14 protein-coding genes are annotated in these 15,811 nt (G+C 63.7%); 9 read left to right on the forward strand and 5 right to left on the reverse strand.

The window, feature by feature from the left end; translation table 11 throughout:
* Window positions 1-10 precede the first annotated feature (10 nt).
* Together queA and ACGYKA_RS03080 are read right to left on the reverse strand one after the other, a co-directional pair.
* Window positions 11-1,075, reverse strand: coding sequence for a tRNA preQ1(34) S-adenosylmethionine ribosyltransferase-isomerase QueA (gene queA, locus ACGYKA_RS03075; protein WP_394412565.1), 1,065 nt, complete (start codon window positions 1,073-1,075; stop codon window positions 11-13).
* Window positions 1,076-1,115: 40 nt separating this feature from the next.
* Entirely contained in the window at window positions 1,116-4,457 is a 3,342-nt protein-coding gene (locus ACGYKA_RS03080) for a DUF3971 domain-containing protein (RefSeq protein ID WP_394412568.1), read from the reverse strand.
* A gap of 95 nt (window positions 4,458-4,552) precedes the next feature.
* On the opposite strand from ACGYKA_RS03080, the gene ACGYKA_RS03085 reads away from it, so the two are divergent.
* The 4 genes from ACGYKA_RS03085 to ACGYKA_RS03100 all read left to right on the forward strand — a co-directional run bounded on the left by ACGYKA_RS03085 (window position 4,553) and on the right by ACGYKA_RS03100 (window position 7,854).
* On the forward strand, window positions 4,553-5,026 hold the full coding sequence (locus ACGYKA_RS03085; RefSeq protein WP_394412571.1) for a peroxiredoxin: 474 nt from the start codon (window positions 4,553-4,555) through the stop codon (window positions 5,024-5,026).
* A complete protein-coding gene (locus ACGYKA_RS03090; protein WP_394417570.1) occupies window positions 5,023-5,841 on the forward strand; it encodes a ferritin-like domain-containing protein in 819 nt (272 codons plus the stop codon). The genes ACGYKA_RS03085 and ACGYKA_RS03090 overlap by 4 nt, the downstream gene beginning before the upstream one ends.
* Window positions 5,842-6,035: 194 nt before the next feature.
* Window positions 6,036-7,364 (forward strand): M23 family metallopeptidase, encoded by a 1,329-nt coding sequence (locus ACGYKA_RS03095; protein ID WP_067265396.1) that lies wholly within the window; start codon window positions 6,036-6,038, stop codon window positions 7,362-7,364.
* Complete coding sequence (locus ACGYKA_RS03100; protein WP_209217613.1) at window positions 7,354-7,854, forward strand: polymer-forming cytoskeletal protein; 501 nt, start codon at window positions 7,354-7,356, stop codon at window positions 7,852-7,854. Before ACGYKA_RS03095 ends, ACGYKA_RS03100 begins: the two co-directional genes overlap by 11 nt.
* Before the next feature lie 230 nt (window positions 7,855-8,084).
* Here ACGYKA_RS03100 and ACGYKA_RS03105 read toward each other — a convergent pair whose 3' ends face one another.
* Both ACGYKA_RS03105 and ACGYKA_RS03110 read right to left on the reverse strand, forming a co-directional pair.
* Window positions 8,085-8,639, reverse strand: coding sequence for a peptidylprolyl isomerase (locus tag ACGYKA_RS03105; protein ID WP_394412577.1), 555 nt, complete (start codon window positions 8,637-8,639; stop codon window positions 8,085-8,087).
* A complete protein-coding gene (locus tag ACGYKA_RS03110; RefSeq protein ID WP_394412579.1) occupies window positions 8,632-9,138 on the reverse strand; it encodes a peptidylprolyl isomerase in 507 nt (168 codons plus the stop codon). The genes ACGYKA_RS03105 and ACGYKA_RS03110 overlap by 8 nt, the downstream gene beginning before the upstream one ends.
* Before the next feature lie 127 nt (window positions 9,139-9,265).
* Between ACGYKA_RS03110 and ACGYKA_RS03115 the strand changes: the two genes are divergently transcribed.
* The 5 genes from ACGYKA_RS03115 (at window position 9,266) to ACGYKA_RS03135 (ending at window position 14,840) form a co-directional block, all read left to right on the forward strand.
* A complete protein-coding gene (locus tag ACGYKA_RS03115) occupies window positions 9,266-10,453 on the forward strand; it encodes a phosphoglycerate kinase (protein WP_394412581.1) in 1,188 nt (395 codons plus the stop codon).
* A 112-nt stretch (window positions 10,454-10,565) separates the two neighbouring features.
* Window positions 10,566-10,865, forward strand: coding sequence for a septum formation initiator family protein (locus ACGYKA_RS03120; protein ID WP_067265383.1), 300 nt, complete (start codon window positions 10,566-10,568; stop codon window positions 10,863-10,865).
* 205 nt (window positions 10,866-11,070) lie between these two features.
* Complete coding sequence (pdhA, locus tag ACGYKA_RS03125; protein ID WP_067265381.1) at window positions 11,071-12,078, forward strand: pyruvate dehydrogenase (acetyl-transferring) E1 component subunit alpha; 1,008 nt, start codon at window positions 11,071-11,073, stop codon at window positions 12,076-12,078.
* Between the two features lie 4 nt (window positions 12,079-12,082).
* Window positions 12,083-13,474, forward strand: a complete 1,392-nt coding sequence (locus tag ACGYKA_RS03130) for a pyruvate dehydrogenase complex E1 component subunit beta (protein ID WP_394412584.1) — start codon at window positions 12,083-12,085, stop codon at window positions 13,472-13,474.
* 10 nt (window positions 13,475-13,484) lie between these two features.
* On the forward strand, window positions 13,485-14,840 hold the full coding sequence (locus ACGYKA_RS03135; protein ID WP_394412587.1) for a pyruvate dehydrogenase complex dihydrolipoamide acetyltransferase: 1,356 nt from the start codon (window positions 13,485-13,487) through the stop codon (window positions 14,838-14,840).
* A gap of 69 nt (window positions 14,841-14,909) precedes the next feature.
* Here ACGYKA_RS03135 and cysE read toward each other — a convergent pair whose 3' ends face one another.
* A complete protein-coding gene (gene cysE, locus ACGYKA_RS03140; RefSeq protein ID WP_394412590.1) occupies window positions 14,910-15,722 on the reverse strand; it encodes a serine O-acetyltransferase in 813 nt (270 codons plus the stop codon).
* Between the last annotated feature and the right edge of the window lie 89 nt (window positions 15,723-15,811).

Here is a 15,811-nt window from a genome sequence, read left to right on the forward strand (position 1 = left end):
AGTGCGACATTCAAGCGGGTTTTTGCGCCTCAGGCAGCAGAAGGGAGGAATCGCCGTAGGAGAAAAAGCGGTACTCCTCGCCGATGGCATGGGCATAGATGTCTTTCACCCGCTGCACCCCCATGAGGGCCGAGACCAGCATCATCAGCGTGGATTTGGGCAGGTGGAAATTCGTCATCAGCCCGTCGGTCACGTTGAACTTGAACCCCGGCGTGATGAAGATATCGGTGTCGCCTTCCCATGCGGTGATCTCACCCTCGCGCGCCGCCGTCTCAATCAGGCGCAGGGCGGTGGTGCCCACGGGGATCACGCGCTCTCCGGCGGCGCGGGTGGCGGCAATCTCTTCAGCGGCCTGTGCGCTGACCCGGCCCCATTCGGCGTGCAACTTGTGTTCCGAGATGTCGTCGACCTTGACCGGCAGGAAAGTGCCCGCGCCGACATGTAGTGTGACATGGCTAAAACTCACGCCTTTCGCGGCCAGTGCTTCGAGCAGCGGTTCGTCGAAATGCAGCGAGGCTGTGGGCGCCGCGACCGCGCCCGCGTGGCGGGCAAAGACGGTTTGGTAATCGGTCATGTCCTGCGCATCAGCGGCACGTTTGGCGGCGATATAGGGCGGCAGCGGCATCGCGCCCGCGGCATTGAGCGCGGCGTCGAAATCATCGCCCGCGCAGTTGAACCGCAGATGCCCCTGCCCGTCCTCCACCGCCTCCAAGGTGGCGCGCAGATCATCGGAAAAGACGACCTCTTCGCCGATCTTCAGCTTGCGCAGCGGTTTGATCAGCGCCGACCAAGTACCGTCGCCGCGCGGCTCCAACAGGGTGACTTCGATCTTGGCCTGCACCGCCCCTTGGGCCGAGGTGCGGTGGCGAATGCCGCTCAGCCGTGCGGGGATCACGCGGGTGTCGTTCAGCACCAATCGGTCGCCGGGGCGCAGCCAGTCGGTCAGGTCGGTCACGCGCCGGTCGTGCAGAGCGTCGCCCTCGGCCACCAACAACCGCGCAGAGGAGCGCGGGTTGGCAGGACGGGTGGCGATCAGGGTCTCAGGCAGATCGAAATCGAAATCGGAAAGCTTCATCGGCGCGGCTCCGGGTCTGGCGGCAGGGTCGCTTCGGCGCTTAGCGTTCCTCCGGCACCCGGGCAACCGGATTCGCTTGGCCCTGCACCTGTGGCGGCTGGGGCGGCGGACGGCGAAACAGCTCGCGGAACATGCCGGGGGTGAGTGCCGAGAGCGGATTGACCGAAACGCTGGGCTCTTTCGCGGCCCCGGTCAGCCGGTAGTTGAACCCGATCAGCCCCTCGCCCTTGCGGGTAAAGAGCGACCCGATCCCGTTGAACATATAGACTGGAGAGATCACGCCCTGCATGTCGATCAACCCGCTGTCGAGCGCATAGACACCGTCCATAGACAGACCCAAGGACGCGCCCACGGCGCTGGCCTCGGTCAGGGTCAGGCGGTTCGGGGTCAGGCGAAAGTTCGCCTCCACATCGTCGAAGTAGATCCCATCGCCGTTAAGCTCGTTGATAAGCCCGACGACCGAGATGGCATTGACCAGCGCCGCGATCCCCGGCGCATCGCGAATGGCGACATCGCTGACCGTGAGCTGCCCGTCAAAGGCGCCGCCCGAACCGACCGGCAGCAGGGTGAGCGACAGGTTGCCCCCGACCACCTGTTTCACCAACCCGGCAGAGCGCAGAACCCCACCTGCGTCGTCCGACACCACCCGTACCGCGCTGCGCCCCGCTTGGGGCAGCACCCGCCCCTGCACTGGCGTGCCGCCATTGAGCCGGGCGGTAAAGGCGCCGTCCATCCCTTTGGCGGTGTCGAATGTGCCCGAAAGATCGGTCAGGTAAATCGTGTCGGTGATCTGCAACCGGTCCAGCGCCACGCGCATCGGCGGCCCGGCTTGGCCCCCGGCCGCGCCGAACTCGGCCCGGCGCATGTCGAGCGTGCCGCCGCCCAGCACCACCTGCACCGGGTTGCCCTTGCCCTGCCCGATCAGTTGCAACGGGATATCCAGCCAGTCGCCCCGCCGCAGCCGGTCGATCTGCACCCGGTCCAATGCGCCGCCGGGGGCGAGGTCGATGGAGCCCGCCACCCGCAGCCCCGGCGCGTTTAGCTGAAAGGCGTCGATATTCGGCGTCTCGCCCAAACGCCCCGCCAGTCGGAGTTCGCCCTTAGTTTTCGTAGCTTTGTTCCAAGACAGTTGCGGAACGAAGACACCCAGCCCGGCCAGATCGCTTTGCAAGGTGAAGCGCGGCGCTTCGCCCTTCTTGAGGTCCACGGCAATCTGCCCGCGCCCCTCGCCGCGCAGGCTGCCGGGGGGCAGTGCCACGCCAAAGGCTTCGAGCCCCGCCGGGGTCAGCGCCACCTGCGCGGTCAGGCGGCTTTCATCCGAGCCGGGGCCGATTGCCTGCGACCATTCCCCGTCGAAACCCACCCCGTCAATACGCCCCGCGCCGCCGATGGTGATGCGTTCATTGTTGGCGGTGATGGACAGTTTGCTGGCCTGAAGGCTCCTGTCCTTGACTAACGTATCGGTCGAGAGCGCCAGCAGGTCCCCCGCGAAGTGATAGCGCACGTCTTCGGGCTTGCCGCCCTTTTTCAACGGCAGCGCCAGCGTGCCTTTCAGCACTGCCTCCCCATCCGCGAGCGTCACGGGCAGCCCGGCCTTCTCCATCACCCGCATCGGCGGCTGGTTCAGCAGCGACAGCGCCGCGGTCAGGGTGGAGCGCGTGTTGAGCCGGATCACCGAGGGGCTGCCGTCTTTCACCCGCACATCAGGAATGATGAAGGACGAGCCATCCAGCGTCACTGCCCCGCCCTGCGGCGCGATCACCTCGCCCGCGTCCACCGTGACGACAAGGCGGTTGTCGAGCAGGCTCATATGGCCGCTGCCGTCAGTGATATGCGGCAGGGTTTTGAGAAACCGCACCTCGGCCCCGGCATAGTCGAAGGCGACATAGGTCTGCGGCGCCTGCCCCGGCGCCATGCGCAGCGCCAGATCGAGGTTGCGCATCCGGCCCGCGTCAAGGTTCTCATCCAGCCATTTGCGGGTCTTGGGCTTCACCCCCTCGGGCCAGAGCGCCAGCAGGCGTTCGGGGCTGAGCCGGTCCATCCGCCCGTCGAGGGACAGGTTCCAGCCCTCAGGCTCGGCCACCAACGCGCCACCAAGGCGCAGGTTGCGGCCCTGATCGCTGATCTCCAGACGGCCCAGCTTCAGGCGAAACGGATTAAGGCTGAGTTCAAAGTCGATATCCGCCTGATCCAAAGCCACCGTCTCGGGGTAGACTTCCGCCGGATTGGCCCGCAGGTCGCGCAGGCTGAACTGCCCCACCATCCGCCCCGGAATGCCGCCCGTGACATCGCCCAGTTGCGAACTGCCGGTGATATTGCCCGAGACCCAAGGGCTGTCGAGGGACATCTCGTCAAAGCGAAGCAATTGGCGCGCGGGGTCGTAGCTGAAATAGCTCTGCGCCCCATCGAAGGGGATCGGTTTGGTCTGAGGGTTGGGCTGCAAGACGCCCTTGCCGATCTGCAAAGAGGCGTTGATCGGTGCGAAACGGCCCGCGCTGTCGATGCCGCTGCGCACCGCGCCCGAGATATTGGTCCGCAGCACTTCGAGCCACGAAAAGGCAGGCCCCTGCGCCGCGATGTCGCGTGCATCGACCCCGTCGAACGTGACGCCAAAGGTCGCGGCATTCTCACCGATTTGGCTGCTGTAATTGGCGGTGAGCGTGGCCACCCCCGCGCCCCCGCTGAGCACCGCGAGGTCCGCCGAGAGGTCAAGCCCATCGCCATGGCGCGACAGGCGCAGCCGCCCGCCATCTCCGGTCCAAGCGCGGCCCGCGCGGGCATCCTCAAACCGCAGCGTCAGCGCGCGCAGCTCGACCGAGCGTAGGGCGGATAGCGCGGGGGCGGCCAGCACCTCGTCGATCTGGCCGATGAGTTGCGGCAAGGTCGCCGCCTCCCGCTCGGGTGGCGCAATCCCGGCCCCGGCGCTCAGGCTCACCCGGCCATCCGCCCCGCGGCGCAGATTGGCCACCACGCCCGAAAGCGAAATCGCCCTCGGCTGCGCCACACCGCGCAGCAGGGACCGCATCGACAGGCTGGCCTTGAACTCATTGAAACTGACAATCTCGTCCCCCTCGGGCGTGGTGACAAAGATGTCTTGCAAACGCACGCGGGGGCGCCAACCCTCGTCGACGACGAATTCCATCGCGCCGAAATCCACCCGCGCCTGCGGCAGGGCCGAGGCGATCCGCGCCTCGATCCGTGTCTGCACCCAAAGCGGCGCCGGAATCGGACGCCCGGTGAAATAGACCGCCGCCCCGGTGGCCAGCGCCGCCAAGAGCACCAGCACCACAGCCGAGACGATCCCCGCGCGGCGGCGCGACCGGCGGCGCGGCGGCCCTTCGCCATCTGGCGCAGGGGGACTGGAAAGGGACGGGTCGCGCATCGGGCTCCGGTTCGACTGGGGCGGCTTTGACGTTGTCAAATCAGATGCAGTATGACAGCCCTGAACGACCCTTCACAAGCCAAAGGAACCGCCCCATGTCGCAGATCGGACCCCAGCCCGGCCAACCGGCCCCGGATTTCACCCTTCCCGTGACCGGCGGTGGCGAGATCACGCTCTCTGCCTTGCGCGGCGCGCCGGTTGTTCTATTCTTCTACCCGCGCGACGACACGCCCGGCTGCACCAAGGAATCGATCGGCTTTTCCGAGCGTTTGTCTGAGTTCGCCGAGGCAGGCGTGCAGGTCTTTGGCATTTCGCGCGACAGTATGGACAAACACGAAAAATTCGCTGCCAAACACGCGCTGACGGTGCCGCTTTTGTCAGACACCGATGGCGCGGTGACCGAAGCCTATGAGGTTTGGGTCGAAAAGAACATGTACGGCAAGAAATCCATGGGTATCGAACGCGCGACCTATCTGATCGACGCCGAAGGGCAGATCGCGCAGGTCTGGCGCAAGGTGAAGGTGCCGGGCCATGTGGATGCCGTGCTCGACGCGGTGCGCGGCGCATGATGCTGCTGGCGGAAATGGCCGAGGCGGTGCTGCGCACGGCGGATGGGCGCGAGAAGACCGCGCTGTCGCGGAAATATGCGGCACAGTGGCTTTCGGTCCGCGCGGCCGGTGAGCGCCCCGAAGTGGGCCGCGCCGACCCGCCGCTGCACCCTGCCCGGCCTGCACAGCCCGAGTTGCTCTCGCCCCGCGACGTCCCGCGCCGCCGTCCCGGCACGCCCGAGGGCCGCGCCGCGCTGCTCCATGCCGTGGCGCATATCGAGTTGAACGCAGTGGATCTGCATTGGGATGTGATCGCCCGCTTCTCCCATGTGCCGCTGCCCTTGGGCTTTTATGACGATTGGGTCAAAGCGGCGGATGACGAATCCAAACATTTCAACCTGATGTGCGACTGTCTTGAGGAAATGGGCAGCCATTACGGTGCCATGCCCGCCCATGCGGGCATGTGGCGCGCCGCCGAAGACACGGTGGACGATCTGATGGGCCGCCTCGCTGTGGTGCCGATGGTGCTGGAGGCCCGCGGCCTTGATGTGACCCCCGGCATGATCGAGATTTTCCGCAAAGCAAAGGCCGACAGCGCCGTGGCCGCGCTTGAGACGATCTATGCCGAAGAGGTTGCCCATGTGGCCTATGGCAGCAAGTGGTTTCACTTCCTCTGTGGCCGTCATGACGACGACCCAAAGGACCGTTTTCATGCCCTCGTGCGCAAGTATTTCTACGGCGATCTCAAGCCGCCCTTCAACGAGGAAAAGCGCGCCGAGGCGGGAATCCCACCCGATTTCTACTGGCCCCTGACCGCGGATGGCGGGCCAAGCTGATCAGGGTCTGACGCAGCAAGTGCTTGGTATCGGCGGATTTTTGCCAATTAAAAAGCGCTTTTTCAGGCGAATGGGGGAATGCCGCGCAGGCGCGGGTCAATAGGGTTGCCCCATTCGCGGGCACTGGCTATTGACGTTGGGCGCGAAGGGGCCGAGGCCCCGCGCACCGATGGGACGGGACAAAGGACGAAAACGTGCGCACACGGATTGCCATCAAGACGCATGCTCTGCTTGAGCATTACTTTCCCGAACGCCGCGTCTTTTTGAAATCCGACAGCGACACACGTTTCATCCGCCTGCGGCCCGGCACCCAGATCCTTGGGCTGGCGGGATCGGCCTTTCTGGTCTCTTGGGCCATCATCGCTACCGCCATCATCTTGATGGACAGCATTGGCTCCGGCAATTTTCGCGAACAGGCCAAACGCGACCAGCGCACCTATCAGGCCCGGCTGAACGAGCTTTCCGCACAGCGCGATCTGCGCGCCGAAGAGGCGCTTGCCGCCCAAGACCGCTTTAACGCCGCGCTGACGCAGATTTCCGTCATGCAGTCCGAACTGCTGGCCTCTGAGACCCGCCGCCGTGAGTTGGAGACCGGGATCGAGGTGATCCAATCCACCCTGCGCGACACGATGAAAGACCGCCAGAAGGCCCGGCTGAAACTGGCCGAACTGGAAGGTAGCCTTGAGAATGGCGAAGCGGGCAGCCTGCGCGCCGATGCCGACCAAGCGCCGGTCGATTTCCTTGCCCAAGCCCTCGCCCGGACCGCGGCAGAGCGCGACAAGGTCGTGGTCGACGCGCAGGATGCGCTGTTGCAGGCCGATGAGATGGCGCAGGAAATCGCGCTGATGCGCGATCAGAACGACGCGATCTTCCGCCAGCTAGAAGAGGCGATGAGCGTTTCCGTCGCCCCGCTTGACAAGATGTTCCGCAGCGCGGGCATGCCGACCGACCGCATCCTCGCCACCGTGCGCCGGGGCTATTCGGGCCAAGGCGGGCCGATGACGCCGCTGTCCTTCACCACCCGCGGCGAAGAACTGAGCCCCGACACGCTGCGTGCGAACAAGCTGCTGGGCCAGATGGACCGGTTGAACCTCTACCGCATCGCCGCCGAAAAGGCGCCCTTCGCGAACCCGGTCAAAAACGCTTTCCGCTTCACCAGCCAGTTCGGCTATCGCCGCGACCCCAAGACCGGCGGCCGCCGGATGCACAAGGGCGTCGACTTTGCCGCCGGGATGGGCACGCCGCTTTATGCGACCGCCGATGGCGTGGTGATTCACGCAGGCTGGTCCTCGGGCTATGGCCGTCTGGTCAAGATCCAGCATGAGTTCGGCATTGAGACCCGTTATGCCCACATGTCCAAGCTGCGCGTGAAAGTTGGTCAAAGAGTCTCGCGCGGGCAACATATTGGTGATATGGGAGCATCAGGACGGGTCACCGGTGTCCATCTCCACTATGAAGTCCGCGTAGGTGGCAAGGCTGTTAACCCCATGATCTATATCAAGGCTGCAAACGATGTTTTCTAAAAGCAAAATCAACGATCCCGCCCCTCAGGATGCAGATGTGTCCAAACCGGCACCCTCCGGTGCATCCTCGGCCCCCGCGCCCTCTAAGCAGAGCGAATTCAAGGCCAGCGCGCCCAAGGCAAAGCCGCCTGCATCCGTTCTGTCTTCGGACCTGCATGTGACCGGCAACATGAAAACGACGGGCGACGTTCAGGTTGAAGGCACCGTCGAAGGCGACATTCGCGCCCATCTGCTGACCATCGGTGAGACGGCGACGATCAAGGGCGAAGTGGTTGCTGATGACGTGGTGATCAATGGCCGCATCGTGGGCCGCGTGCGTGGCCTCAAGGTGCGCCTGACATCGACCGCGCGGGTCGAGGGCGACATCATCCACAAGACCATCGCGATCGAATCCGGCGCGCATTTCGAAGGCTCCGTGCAGCGTCAGGACGATCCGCTGAACCCCGGCGCGAAATCCGCACCGGCGCAGAAGCCGAACCCTGCGTCCTAAGGTTTCGGCAGGCTGAACATTCGCAGGCGTCGCAGACAATGCGGCGCCTGTTTGCTTTTGGGGGGACAGTCTACGCTGCACCCTGCCCGCTTCGCCAATATCAGTAGTTCGGAATATGCGCCGCGCTGCGCTGCTGGCAGACCACTGGCGATAACGCTCATTTCATCACGGCCTGAGCTGGCCGATGCGCGGGGTGAGCAAGCCCACCCCACGCGATGCTAGTCGGGACGTTACTCGGTCACGGTGACCGTTTTCATCACGTCCGGCGTGCCCACGACGGCCCCGTTCGGGCCGGTGCCGCGCTTGATGGCATCGACCACGTCCTGCCCTTCGGTGACCTTGCCGACAACGGTGTACTGACCGTTGAGGAAAGGTGCTTCGTCGAACATGATGAAGAACTGGCTGTTGGCACTGTTCGGGCTCTGGCTACGGGCCATGCCGACGACGCCTTTCTCATAGGCGATGTCCGAGAACTCGGCTTTGAGGTCGGGCTTCTCGGAGCCGCCCATGCCCGCGCGGGCGGTGTCGCCGTCGGCGCGACCGAATTGCACGTCGCCGGTCTGGGCCATGAAGCCGTCGATCACGCGGTGAAAGACCACCCCGTCATAGGCGCCTTCCTCGGCCAATTCGGTGATCTGCGCGACATGGTTGGGCGCCACATCTTCGAGCAGGTCGATCTTGACGGTGCCATTGGCCTCGCCCGCGACATCGATCTCGAGCCCGGTGGCCATTGCCGCCGAGCCGAGAAGCGCGAGAACTGCGCTAGAGGTGGCGATCTTACGCATCTGCGGCGACCTTGACGGAGATCATGCGGTCAGGGTTCGCAGGCGGCTCGCCCCGGGTGATCGCGTCGACATGCTCCATGCCGGAAATGACCTGCCCGTAAACGGTGTATTGACCGTTGAGGAAGTCATTGTCCTTGAAGTTGATGAAGAACTGGCTGTTGGCGCTGTCGGGGTTGGCCGAACGGGCCGCACCGATGGTGCCGCGTGCGTGCGGAACCTTGGAGAATTCTGCGGGCAGGTTCGGCAGGTCCGACCCGCCAGTGCCGGCCGCGCGCAGGTTGAAGTTGTCTTCCATGTTGCCATTGGCCACGTCGCCGGTTTGGGCCATGAAGCCATCGATCACGCGGTGGAAGGCGACGTTGTCATATTTCCCGGCGCGGGCCAGTTCCTTCATCCGCTCCACATGTTTGGGAGCGAGGTCGGGCATCAGTTCGATGGTGACGGTGCCGCCTTTCAGTTCCATCAGGATGGTGTTCTCGGGGTCTTTGATCTCGGCCATGGGGCAATCCTTTGGTTTGTCTTTGCCAGATACCTAAGGAGCTTGGCCGCGATTGCCAAGCCGCGCATTGACCTGAGGCCAGATAACAGCAAAACACAGCGCAAGAGATTGGATTGGGAGAAGACCGATGGGCTGGAAATCACTGGACGATATGGAACTGGACGGCAAGTGCGTGCTCTTGCGTGTCGACATCAACGTGCCGGTCGAAGAGGGCCGCGTCACCGATGCCACGCGGATCGAGCGGATCGTCCCCACGGTGAACGACATCCTGTCGCGCGGCGGCAAGGTGACGCTGCTGGCGCATTTCGGACGGCCCAAGGGCAAGGTCGTCGAGGAAATGAGCCTGCGCCAAGTCCTTCCCGCGCTGGAAAAGGCCCTGGGCCGCGACGTGGCATTCTTGCCATCGCTGGAGGCCGCAGGCGACGCGCAGGCCGATCTGCAACTCATGGAAAACATCCGCTTCTACCCCGGTGAAGAGGCCAATGACGAAGATTTCGCCCGCCAACTGGCCGCGCTCGGCGATATCTATTGCAACGATGCCTTCTCTGCCGCGCACCGCGCCCATGCCTCGACCGAGGCGCTGGCGCGGCTGCTGCCTGCCTGCGCAGGGCGCTTGATGCAGGCGGAGCTCTCGGCGCTGGAGGCGGCACTGGCCAAGCCCGAGCGCCCGGTGGGCGCTGTCGTAGGCGGGGCCAAAGTCTCGACCAAGATCGCGCTTTTGGAGAACCTCGTGAACCGGCTCGACGTCTTGGTTATCGGCGGCGGCATGGCAAACACCTTCCTCGCCGCACTCGGGGCCGATCTGGGCAAATCGTTGGAAGAGCCGGACTATTACGACACGGCCAAGGACATCATGGCGCAGGCCGAAAAGGCAGGCTGCCGGGTCATCCTGCCGGTCGACGGTCTGGTCTCGCGGGAGTTCGCCAAGGGTGCGGCCCATGAGGTCGCCCCGCTTGGGCCTGATGCAAAACTCGCGACAGATCAGATGGTGCTCGACGCCGGCCCCGAGACTGTCGCACTGGTCGAGACGGCCTTCGCCGAACTGCGCACCCTGATCTGGAACGGCCCCATGGGGGCCTTTGAAATCCCGCCCTTCGACACTGCCACCGTCGCCGCGGCTCAAGCCGCCGCCGCCAAGACCCGCGACGGCACGCTGATCTCCGTCGCCGGGGGCGGTGACACGGTCGCGGCGCTGAACCAAGCGGGCGTGGCGGATGATTTCACCTATATCTCCACCGCCGGGGGCGCCTTCCTTGAATGGATGGAGGGCAAGACCCTGCCGGGCGTGGCCGCATTGGATGGGTCGGCTGCGTAAAAAGGCGATTTACCGCTAAAAACACCGGGTTTCCCGCAATTGTGGGATTCCCATGACGAATCGCCTGTGCCATACTGATGTCACGTCCGCCAAGAGACGCAGAGGCAGTACCATGACACGCAACACCCGACCGGCTTTCGGCACATTGCTGTTCTTCGCAATCGCATTCGCGCTGAGCCTGTATTTTACCTTTGCCGCCGTGCAGGGGGATTTCGGCCTGTTCCGTCGGACCGAGATCGTGGCCGAGAACCAAAAGCTGAGCGACCGTTTGGCCGAGGTCCGCGCCGAAGTTGCCCGGATGGAAAACCTGACCCGCCGCCTGTCGGACGACTACCTCGACCTTGATCTTCTGGACGAACGCGCGCGCAAAGTGCTGGGCATGGTCCGCACCGATGAGATCGTCATTCGCTGAGCTTTCGCGGCTTATCGTCTCTTGGCCCCTGCCCTGCGCCTGCGGCCTTGCAATCACACCAAATCTCTGGCCTCCTTCGCCTTGTCAGCCGTGGTGCGCGCACCACGTCACAAAGTCTCTCGCAATCCATTCTGGAATGCGTTAGGGAATAGTTTAACGCTAAACTACTTTTGGCACCTGACCAAAGCCGACGGAGGAGACGTCCATGGCCGCGAGGAAATCGAGCAAGAAACCCAATGTCTCGGCGGAGGAGCTGACCAGCTACTACCGCGACATGCTGCTGATCCGGCGGTTTGAAGAGAAAGCCGGACAACTCTACGGCATGGGGCTGATCGGGGGGTTCTGTCACCTCTATATCGGACAAGAAGCGGTCGTTGTTGGGCTTGAGGCCGCTGCTGAGGAAGGCGACAAGCGCATCACCTCCTACCGCGACCACGGCCATATGCTGGCCTGCGGCATGGACCCTAACGGCGTCATGGCCGAGCTTACGGGCCGCGAAGGCGGCTATTCCAAGGGCAAGGGCGGCTCGATGCACATGTTCTCGAAAGAGAAGCATTTTTATGGCGGTCACGGCATCGTCGCGGCGCAGGTGCCGCTTGGCGCGGGCCTTGCCTTTGCTGATCAATACAAGGGCAACGGGCGCGTCACCTTCACCTATTTCGGCGATGGTGCGGCGAACCAGGGCCAGGTCTACGAGACCTTCAACATGGCCGCTCTGTGGAAACTGCCGGTGATCTTCGTGATCGAGAACAACCAATACGCCATGGGCACCTCGCAGCAGCGCTCGACCTCCTCGGCCGAGATCTGGGAACGTGGCCGCGCCTTCGGCATCCCCGGTGAGGCGGTCGACGGCATGGATGTGCTGGCGGTGAAGGAAGCCGGTCAGAAAGCCGTGGAACACGCCCGCAAGGACGGCCCCTATATTCTGGAGATCAAGACCTACCGCTACCGCGGCCACTCCATGTCTGACCCCGCGAAATACCGCACCCGCGAGGAAGTGCAGAAAATGCGCGACGAACGCGACCCGATCGAGGCCGTGCGCAGCCTGCTCTTGGAGGGCAACCACGCGAGCGAAGAAGATCTCAAGGCCATCGACAAGGAGATCAAGCAGATCGTGAACGAAAGCGCCGATTTCGCCAAGGAAAGCCCGGAGCCCAATCTCGACGAGCTCTGGACCGACATCTACGCAACCGAAGTTCCGCAGGAGGCCTGAAGCAATGGCAACCGAAATTCTCATGCCCGCCCTCAGCCCCACCATGGAAGAAGGCACGCTGGCGAAATGGCTGGTCAAGGAGGGCGACGAAGTCTCCTCCGGTGACATCCTCGCCGAGATCGAGACCGACAAGGCCACGATGGAATTCGAAGCCGTGGACGAAGGCACCATCGGCAAGATCCTGATCGAAGAAGGCACCGAAGGCGTCAAAGTGAACACCGCAATCGCTGTGCTGCTGGAAGAAGGCGAAGACGCCTCCGACATCGACAGCGCCAAATCCGCCCCCGCCGAAGGCAAGGGCGATGACGCCAAGCCCGCGCAGGCCAAATCCTCGGACGACGACCGCGAGACGCCCGCCGAAGGCAAGAAACAACCCGAGCCGGACACCAGCCCCGACTGGCCCGAAGGCACCGAGATGAAGCAGCAGACCGTCCGCGAAGCGCTGCGCGACGCCATGGCCGAGGAAATGCGCCGCGACGAGAACGTCTTGCTCATGGGCGAGGAAGTGGCCGAGTACCAAGGCGCCTATAAGATTTCCCAAGGTCTGCTGGACGAATTCGGCGCCAAGCGCGTGATCGACACGCCGATCACCGAGCACGGCTTTGCCGGTATCGGCGTCGGCGCGGCCTTCGGCGGTCTGCGCCCCATCGTCGAATTCATGACCTTCAACTTCGCCATGCAGGCGATGGACCAGATCATCAACTCCGCGGCCAAGACGCTTTACATGTCCGGCGGCCAGATGGGCGCGCCCATGGTTTTCCGAGGCCCCAACGGTGCGGCGGCGCGTGTGGGTGCCCAGCACTCCCAAGACTACGCCGCCTGGTTCATGCAGATCCCCGGCCTCAAGGTCGCGATGCCCTATTCGGCCAGCGATTACAAAGGCTTGATGAAGACCGCGATCCGCGACCCCAACCCGGTGATTTTCCTCGAGAACGAAATCCTCTACGGTCGCAGCTTCGATGTGCCCGATCTCGAGGATTACACCGTCCCCTTCGGCAAGGCCCGGATCTGGCGCGAGGGCGCGGATGTCACCATCGTCAGCTTCGGCATCGGCATGACCTATGCGCTGGAAGCGGCGGAAAAACTCGCCGAGGACGGCATCGAGGCCGAGGTCATCGACCTGCGCACCCTGCGCCCGATGGACACCGAGACGGTCTTGAAATCCGTGATGAAGACCAACCGCTGCGTGACCGTCGAAGAAGGCTGGCCGCAGGGCTCGGTGGGTGGCTACATCAGCGGCGTGATCATGCAGGAGGCGTTCGACTACCTCGACGCCCCGGTCATCACCTGCACCGGCAAGGACGTGCCCATGCCCTATGCCGCCAACCTCGAAAAACACGCGCTGGTCACCACCGACGAGGTGATCGAGGCCGTGCGCAAAGTCACCTACCGGTAAGGAGCGGATCATGCCCACAGAAATTCTCATGCCCGCCCTTTCGCCCACAATGGAGGAAGGCACGCTCGCCAAATGGCTGGTCAAGGAAGGGGACGAGGTCGCCTCGGGCGACATCCTCGCCGAGATTGAGACCGACAAGGCCACGATGGAGTTCGAAGCCGTCGACGAAGGCACCATCGGCAGGATCTTGATCGAAGAAGGCAGCGAAGGCGTGAAGGTAAACACGCCGATCGCCGTGCTGCTCGAGGAAGGCGAAAGCGCCGACGACATCGACAGCGCCGCCCCGGCCAAAGAAGAGAAACCTCAGGCCGAGGAAGCGCCCAAAGCAGCCGAGGCCGAAACGCCCGAAGCGGGCTATGGCCGCGGTGCGACGGATGCGAATGACGCGCATACCAAGAGCGACGCCAAAGCCCCCGCCGCCCCCAAGGACGACAAGGGCGGGCGCATCTTCGCCTCCCCCCTCGCCCGCCGGATCGCTGCGGACAAGGGGCTGGACCTCACCCAAATCGAAGGCAGCGGCCCGCGTGGTCGGATTGTCAAAGCCGATGTGGAAAGCGCCCAGCCGACGGCTGCCAAGGCCGACAGCCCCACCGCCGCCAAGGACGCCGCGCCGGTGACACAGCCTGCCCCCGCTGGCCCCTCCTCCGACGCCGTGCGCAAGATGTACGAGGATCGCGAGGTCGAAGAGGTCAAGCTCGACGGGATGCGCAAGACCATCGCCGCGCGCCTCACCGAGGCCAAGCAGACGGTCCCGCATTTCTACCTGCGCCGCGACATTGAAATCGACGCGCTGCTGTCTTTCCGCAGCGATCTGAACAAGCAGCTCGAAGCCCGCGGCGTGAAGCTCTCGGTTAACGATTTCATTATCAAAGCCTGCGCGCTGGCGCTGCAATCGGTGCCCGATGCCAACGCGGTCTGGGCCGGGGATCGGATCCTGAAGCTCAAACCCTCGGACGTGGCCGTGGCCGTGGCCATCGAAGGCGGGCTGTTCACCCCCGTGCTACAGGACGCCGACACCAAGTCGCTCTCGACCCTCTCGGCGCAGATGAAAGACCTCGCCACCCGCGCCCGCGACCGCAAGCTGGCACCGCATGAGTATCAGGGCGGCAGTTTCGCGATCTCCAACCTCGGCATGTTCGGGATCGACAATTTCGACGCGGTCATCAACCCGCCGCATGGTGCGATCCTCGCCGTGGGCGCGGGCGTGAAGAAACCGATCATCGGCAAGGACGGTGAAATCACGGCGGCGACAGTTATGTCCGTGACCCTCTCTGTCGATCACCGCGTGATCGACGGGGCGCTCGGGGCCCAGCTGTTGAACGCAATTGTCGAGAACCTTGAAAATCCGATGATCATGTTGGCCTAAAGGCGGCATCTCACAAACGAAGAAAGCCGGGGCATGCCCCGGCTTTTTTTGCGATACTGGCATCTGCCGTTATTCGGCGTCTGGCCCGAAGAGATGGTTCATCGACATCGACGGCTGATCGCAGCCCGCCTCCCCAACGATCCGCGCGGGGATCCCGGCGACGGTTTTGCAGGCGGGCACAGGCTCCAGCACCACCGACCCCGCCGCGATGCGGCTGCAATGGCCGATAGAGATATTGCCCAAAACCTTCGCGCCCGCGCCGATCAAGACGCCATTGCCGATCTTGGGGTGACGGTCCTCTTCCTCTTTGCCGGTCCCGCCAAGGGTCACCGAATGCAGCATTGAGACGTTGTCGCCCACCACCGCCGTCTCACCGATGACGATGGAATGCGCGTGGTCGATCATGATGCCCTTGCCCATCTTGGCCGCCGGATGGATATCCACGCCAAAAATCTCGCTCACCCGCATCTGGATGAAATAGGCCAGATCGCGCTTGCCCTTGGCATAGAGGTAATGGCCCACACGGTAGGCCTGCACCGCCTGATAGCCTTTGAAATATAGAATCGGCTGCAACAAACGGTGGCAGGCCGGGTCGCGGTCATAGATGGCCACCAGATCCGCACGCGCCGCGGCGACGAGATCGGGGTCTTCGGCATAGGCTTCTTCGACCATTTCGCGCACGACCATCATCGACATCTCGTTCGACGAAAGCTTGGCCGCGATGCGGTAGGAAAGCGCATTCTCGATAGATTTATGGTGCAGGATACAGGCATGCACAAAGCCGCCGATCAACGGCTCATCACGCACCGCATCCTCGGCCTCTTGCTGAATCTGGTCCCAGACCGGGTCCACTTTCGAGATATTTTTGCGTGTCTGCGCCATGGCACGGGCTCCTTCACTCTGCCGTATGGGTAGCTCATGCAATAGCGTAGGACCATTTGTAAATCCGCACATGCTCAAAATCGTGATAA

Source organism: Sulfitobacter sp. 1A15106, assembly GCF_043556995.1.
In the GTDB taxonomy this organism is placed as follows: domain Bacteria; phylum Pseudomonadota; class Alphaproteobacteria; order Rhodobacterales; family Rhodobacteraceae; genus Sulfitobacter; species Sulfitobacter faviae.

Excerpts from the sequence above, each read along its gene's own strand:
- ACGYKA_RS03080 (WP_394412568.1), bottom strand. The coding sequence starts at position 4,457 with ATGCGCGACCCGTCCCTTTCCAGTCCCCCTGCGCCAGATGGCGAAGGG.
- ACGYKA_RS03120 (WP_067265383.1), top strand. The coding sequence starts at position 10,566 with ATGACACGCAACACCCGACCGGCTTTCGGCACATTGCTGTTCTTCGCA.
- ACGYKA_RS03100 (WP_209217613.1), top strand. The coding sequence starts at position 7,354 with ATGTTTTCTAAAAGCAAAATCAACGATCCCGCCCCTCAGGATGCAGAT.
- ACGYKA_RS03135 (WP_394412587.1), top strand. The coding sequence starts at position 13,485 with ATGCCCACAGAAATTCTCATGCCCGCCCTTTCGCCCACAATGGAGGAA.
- ACGYKA_RS03085 (WP_394412571.1), top strand. The coding sequence starts at position 4,553 with ATGTCGCAGATCGGACCCCAGCCCGGCCAACCGGCCCCGGATTTCACC.
- ACGYKA_RS03090 (WP_394417570.1), top strand. The coding sequence starts at position 5,023 with ATGATGCTGCTGGCGGAAATGGCCGAGGCGGTGCTGCGCACGGCGGAT.
- ACGYKA_RS03110 (WP_394412579.1), bottom strand. The coding sequence starts at position 9,138 with ATGGCCGAGATCAAAGACCCCGAGAACACCATCCTGATGGAACTGAAA.
- ACGYKA_RS03130 (WP_394412584.1), top strand. The coding sequence starts at position 12,083 with ATGGCAACCGAAATTCTCATGCCCGCCCTCAGCCCCACCATGGAAGAA.
- queA (WP_394412565.1), bottom strand. The coding sequence starts at position 1,075 with ATGAAGCTTTCCGATTTCGATTTCGATCTGCCTGAGACCCTGATCGCC.
- cysE (WP_394412590.1), bottom strand. The coding sequence starts at position 15,722 with ATGGCGCAGACACGCAAAAATATCTCGAAAGTGGACCCGGTCTGGGAC.
- ACGYKA_RS03105 (WP_394412577.1), bottom strand. The coding sequence starts at position 8,639 with ATGCGTAAGATCGCCACCTCTAGCGCAGTTCTCGCGCTTCTCGGCTCG.
- ACGYKA_RS03115 (WP_394412581.1), top strand. The coding sequence starts at position 9,266 with ATGGGCTGGAAATCACTGGACGATATGGAACTGGACGGCAAGTGCGTG.
- pdhA (WP_067265381.1), top strand. The coding sequence starts at position 11,071 with ATGGCCGCGAGGAAATCGAGCAAGAAACCCAATGTCTCGGCGGAGGAG.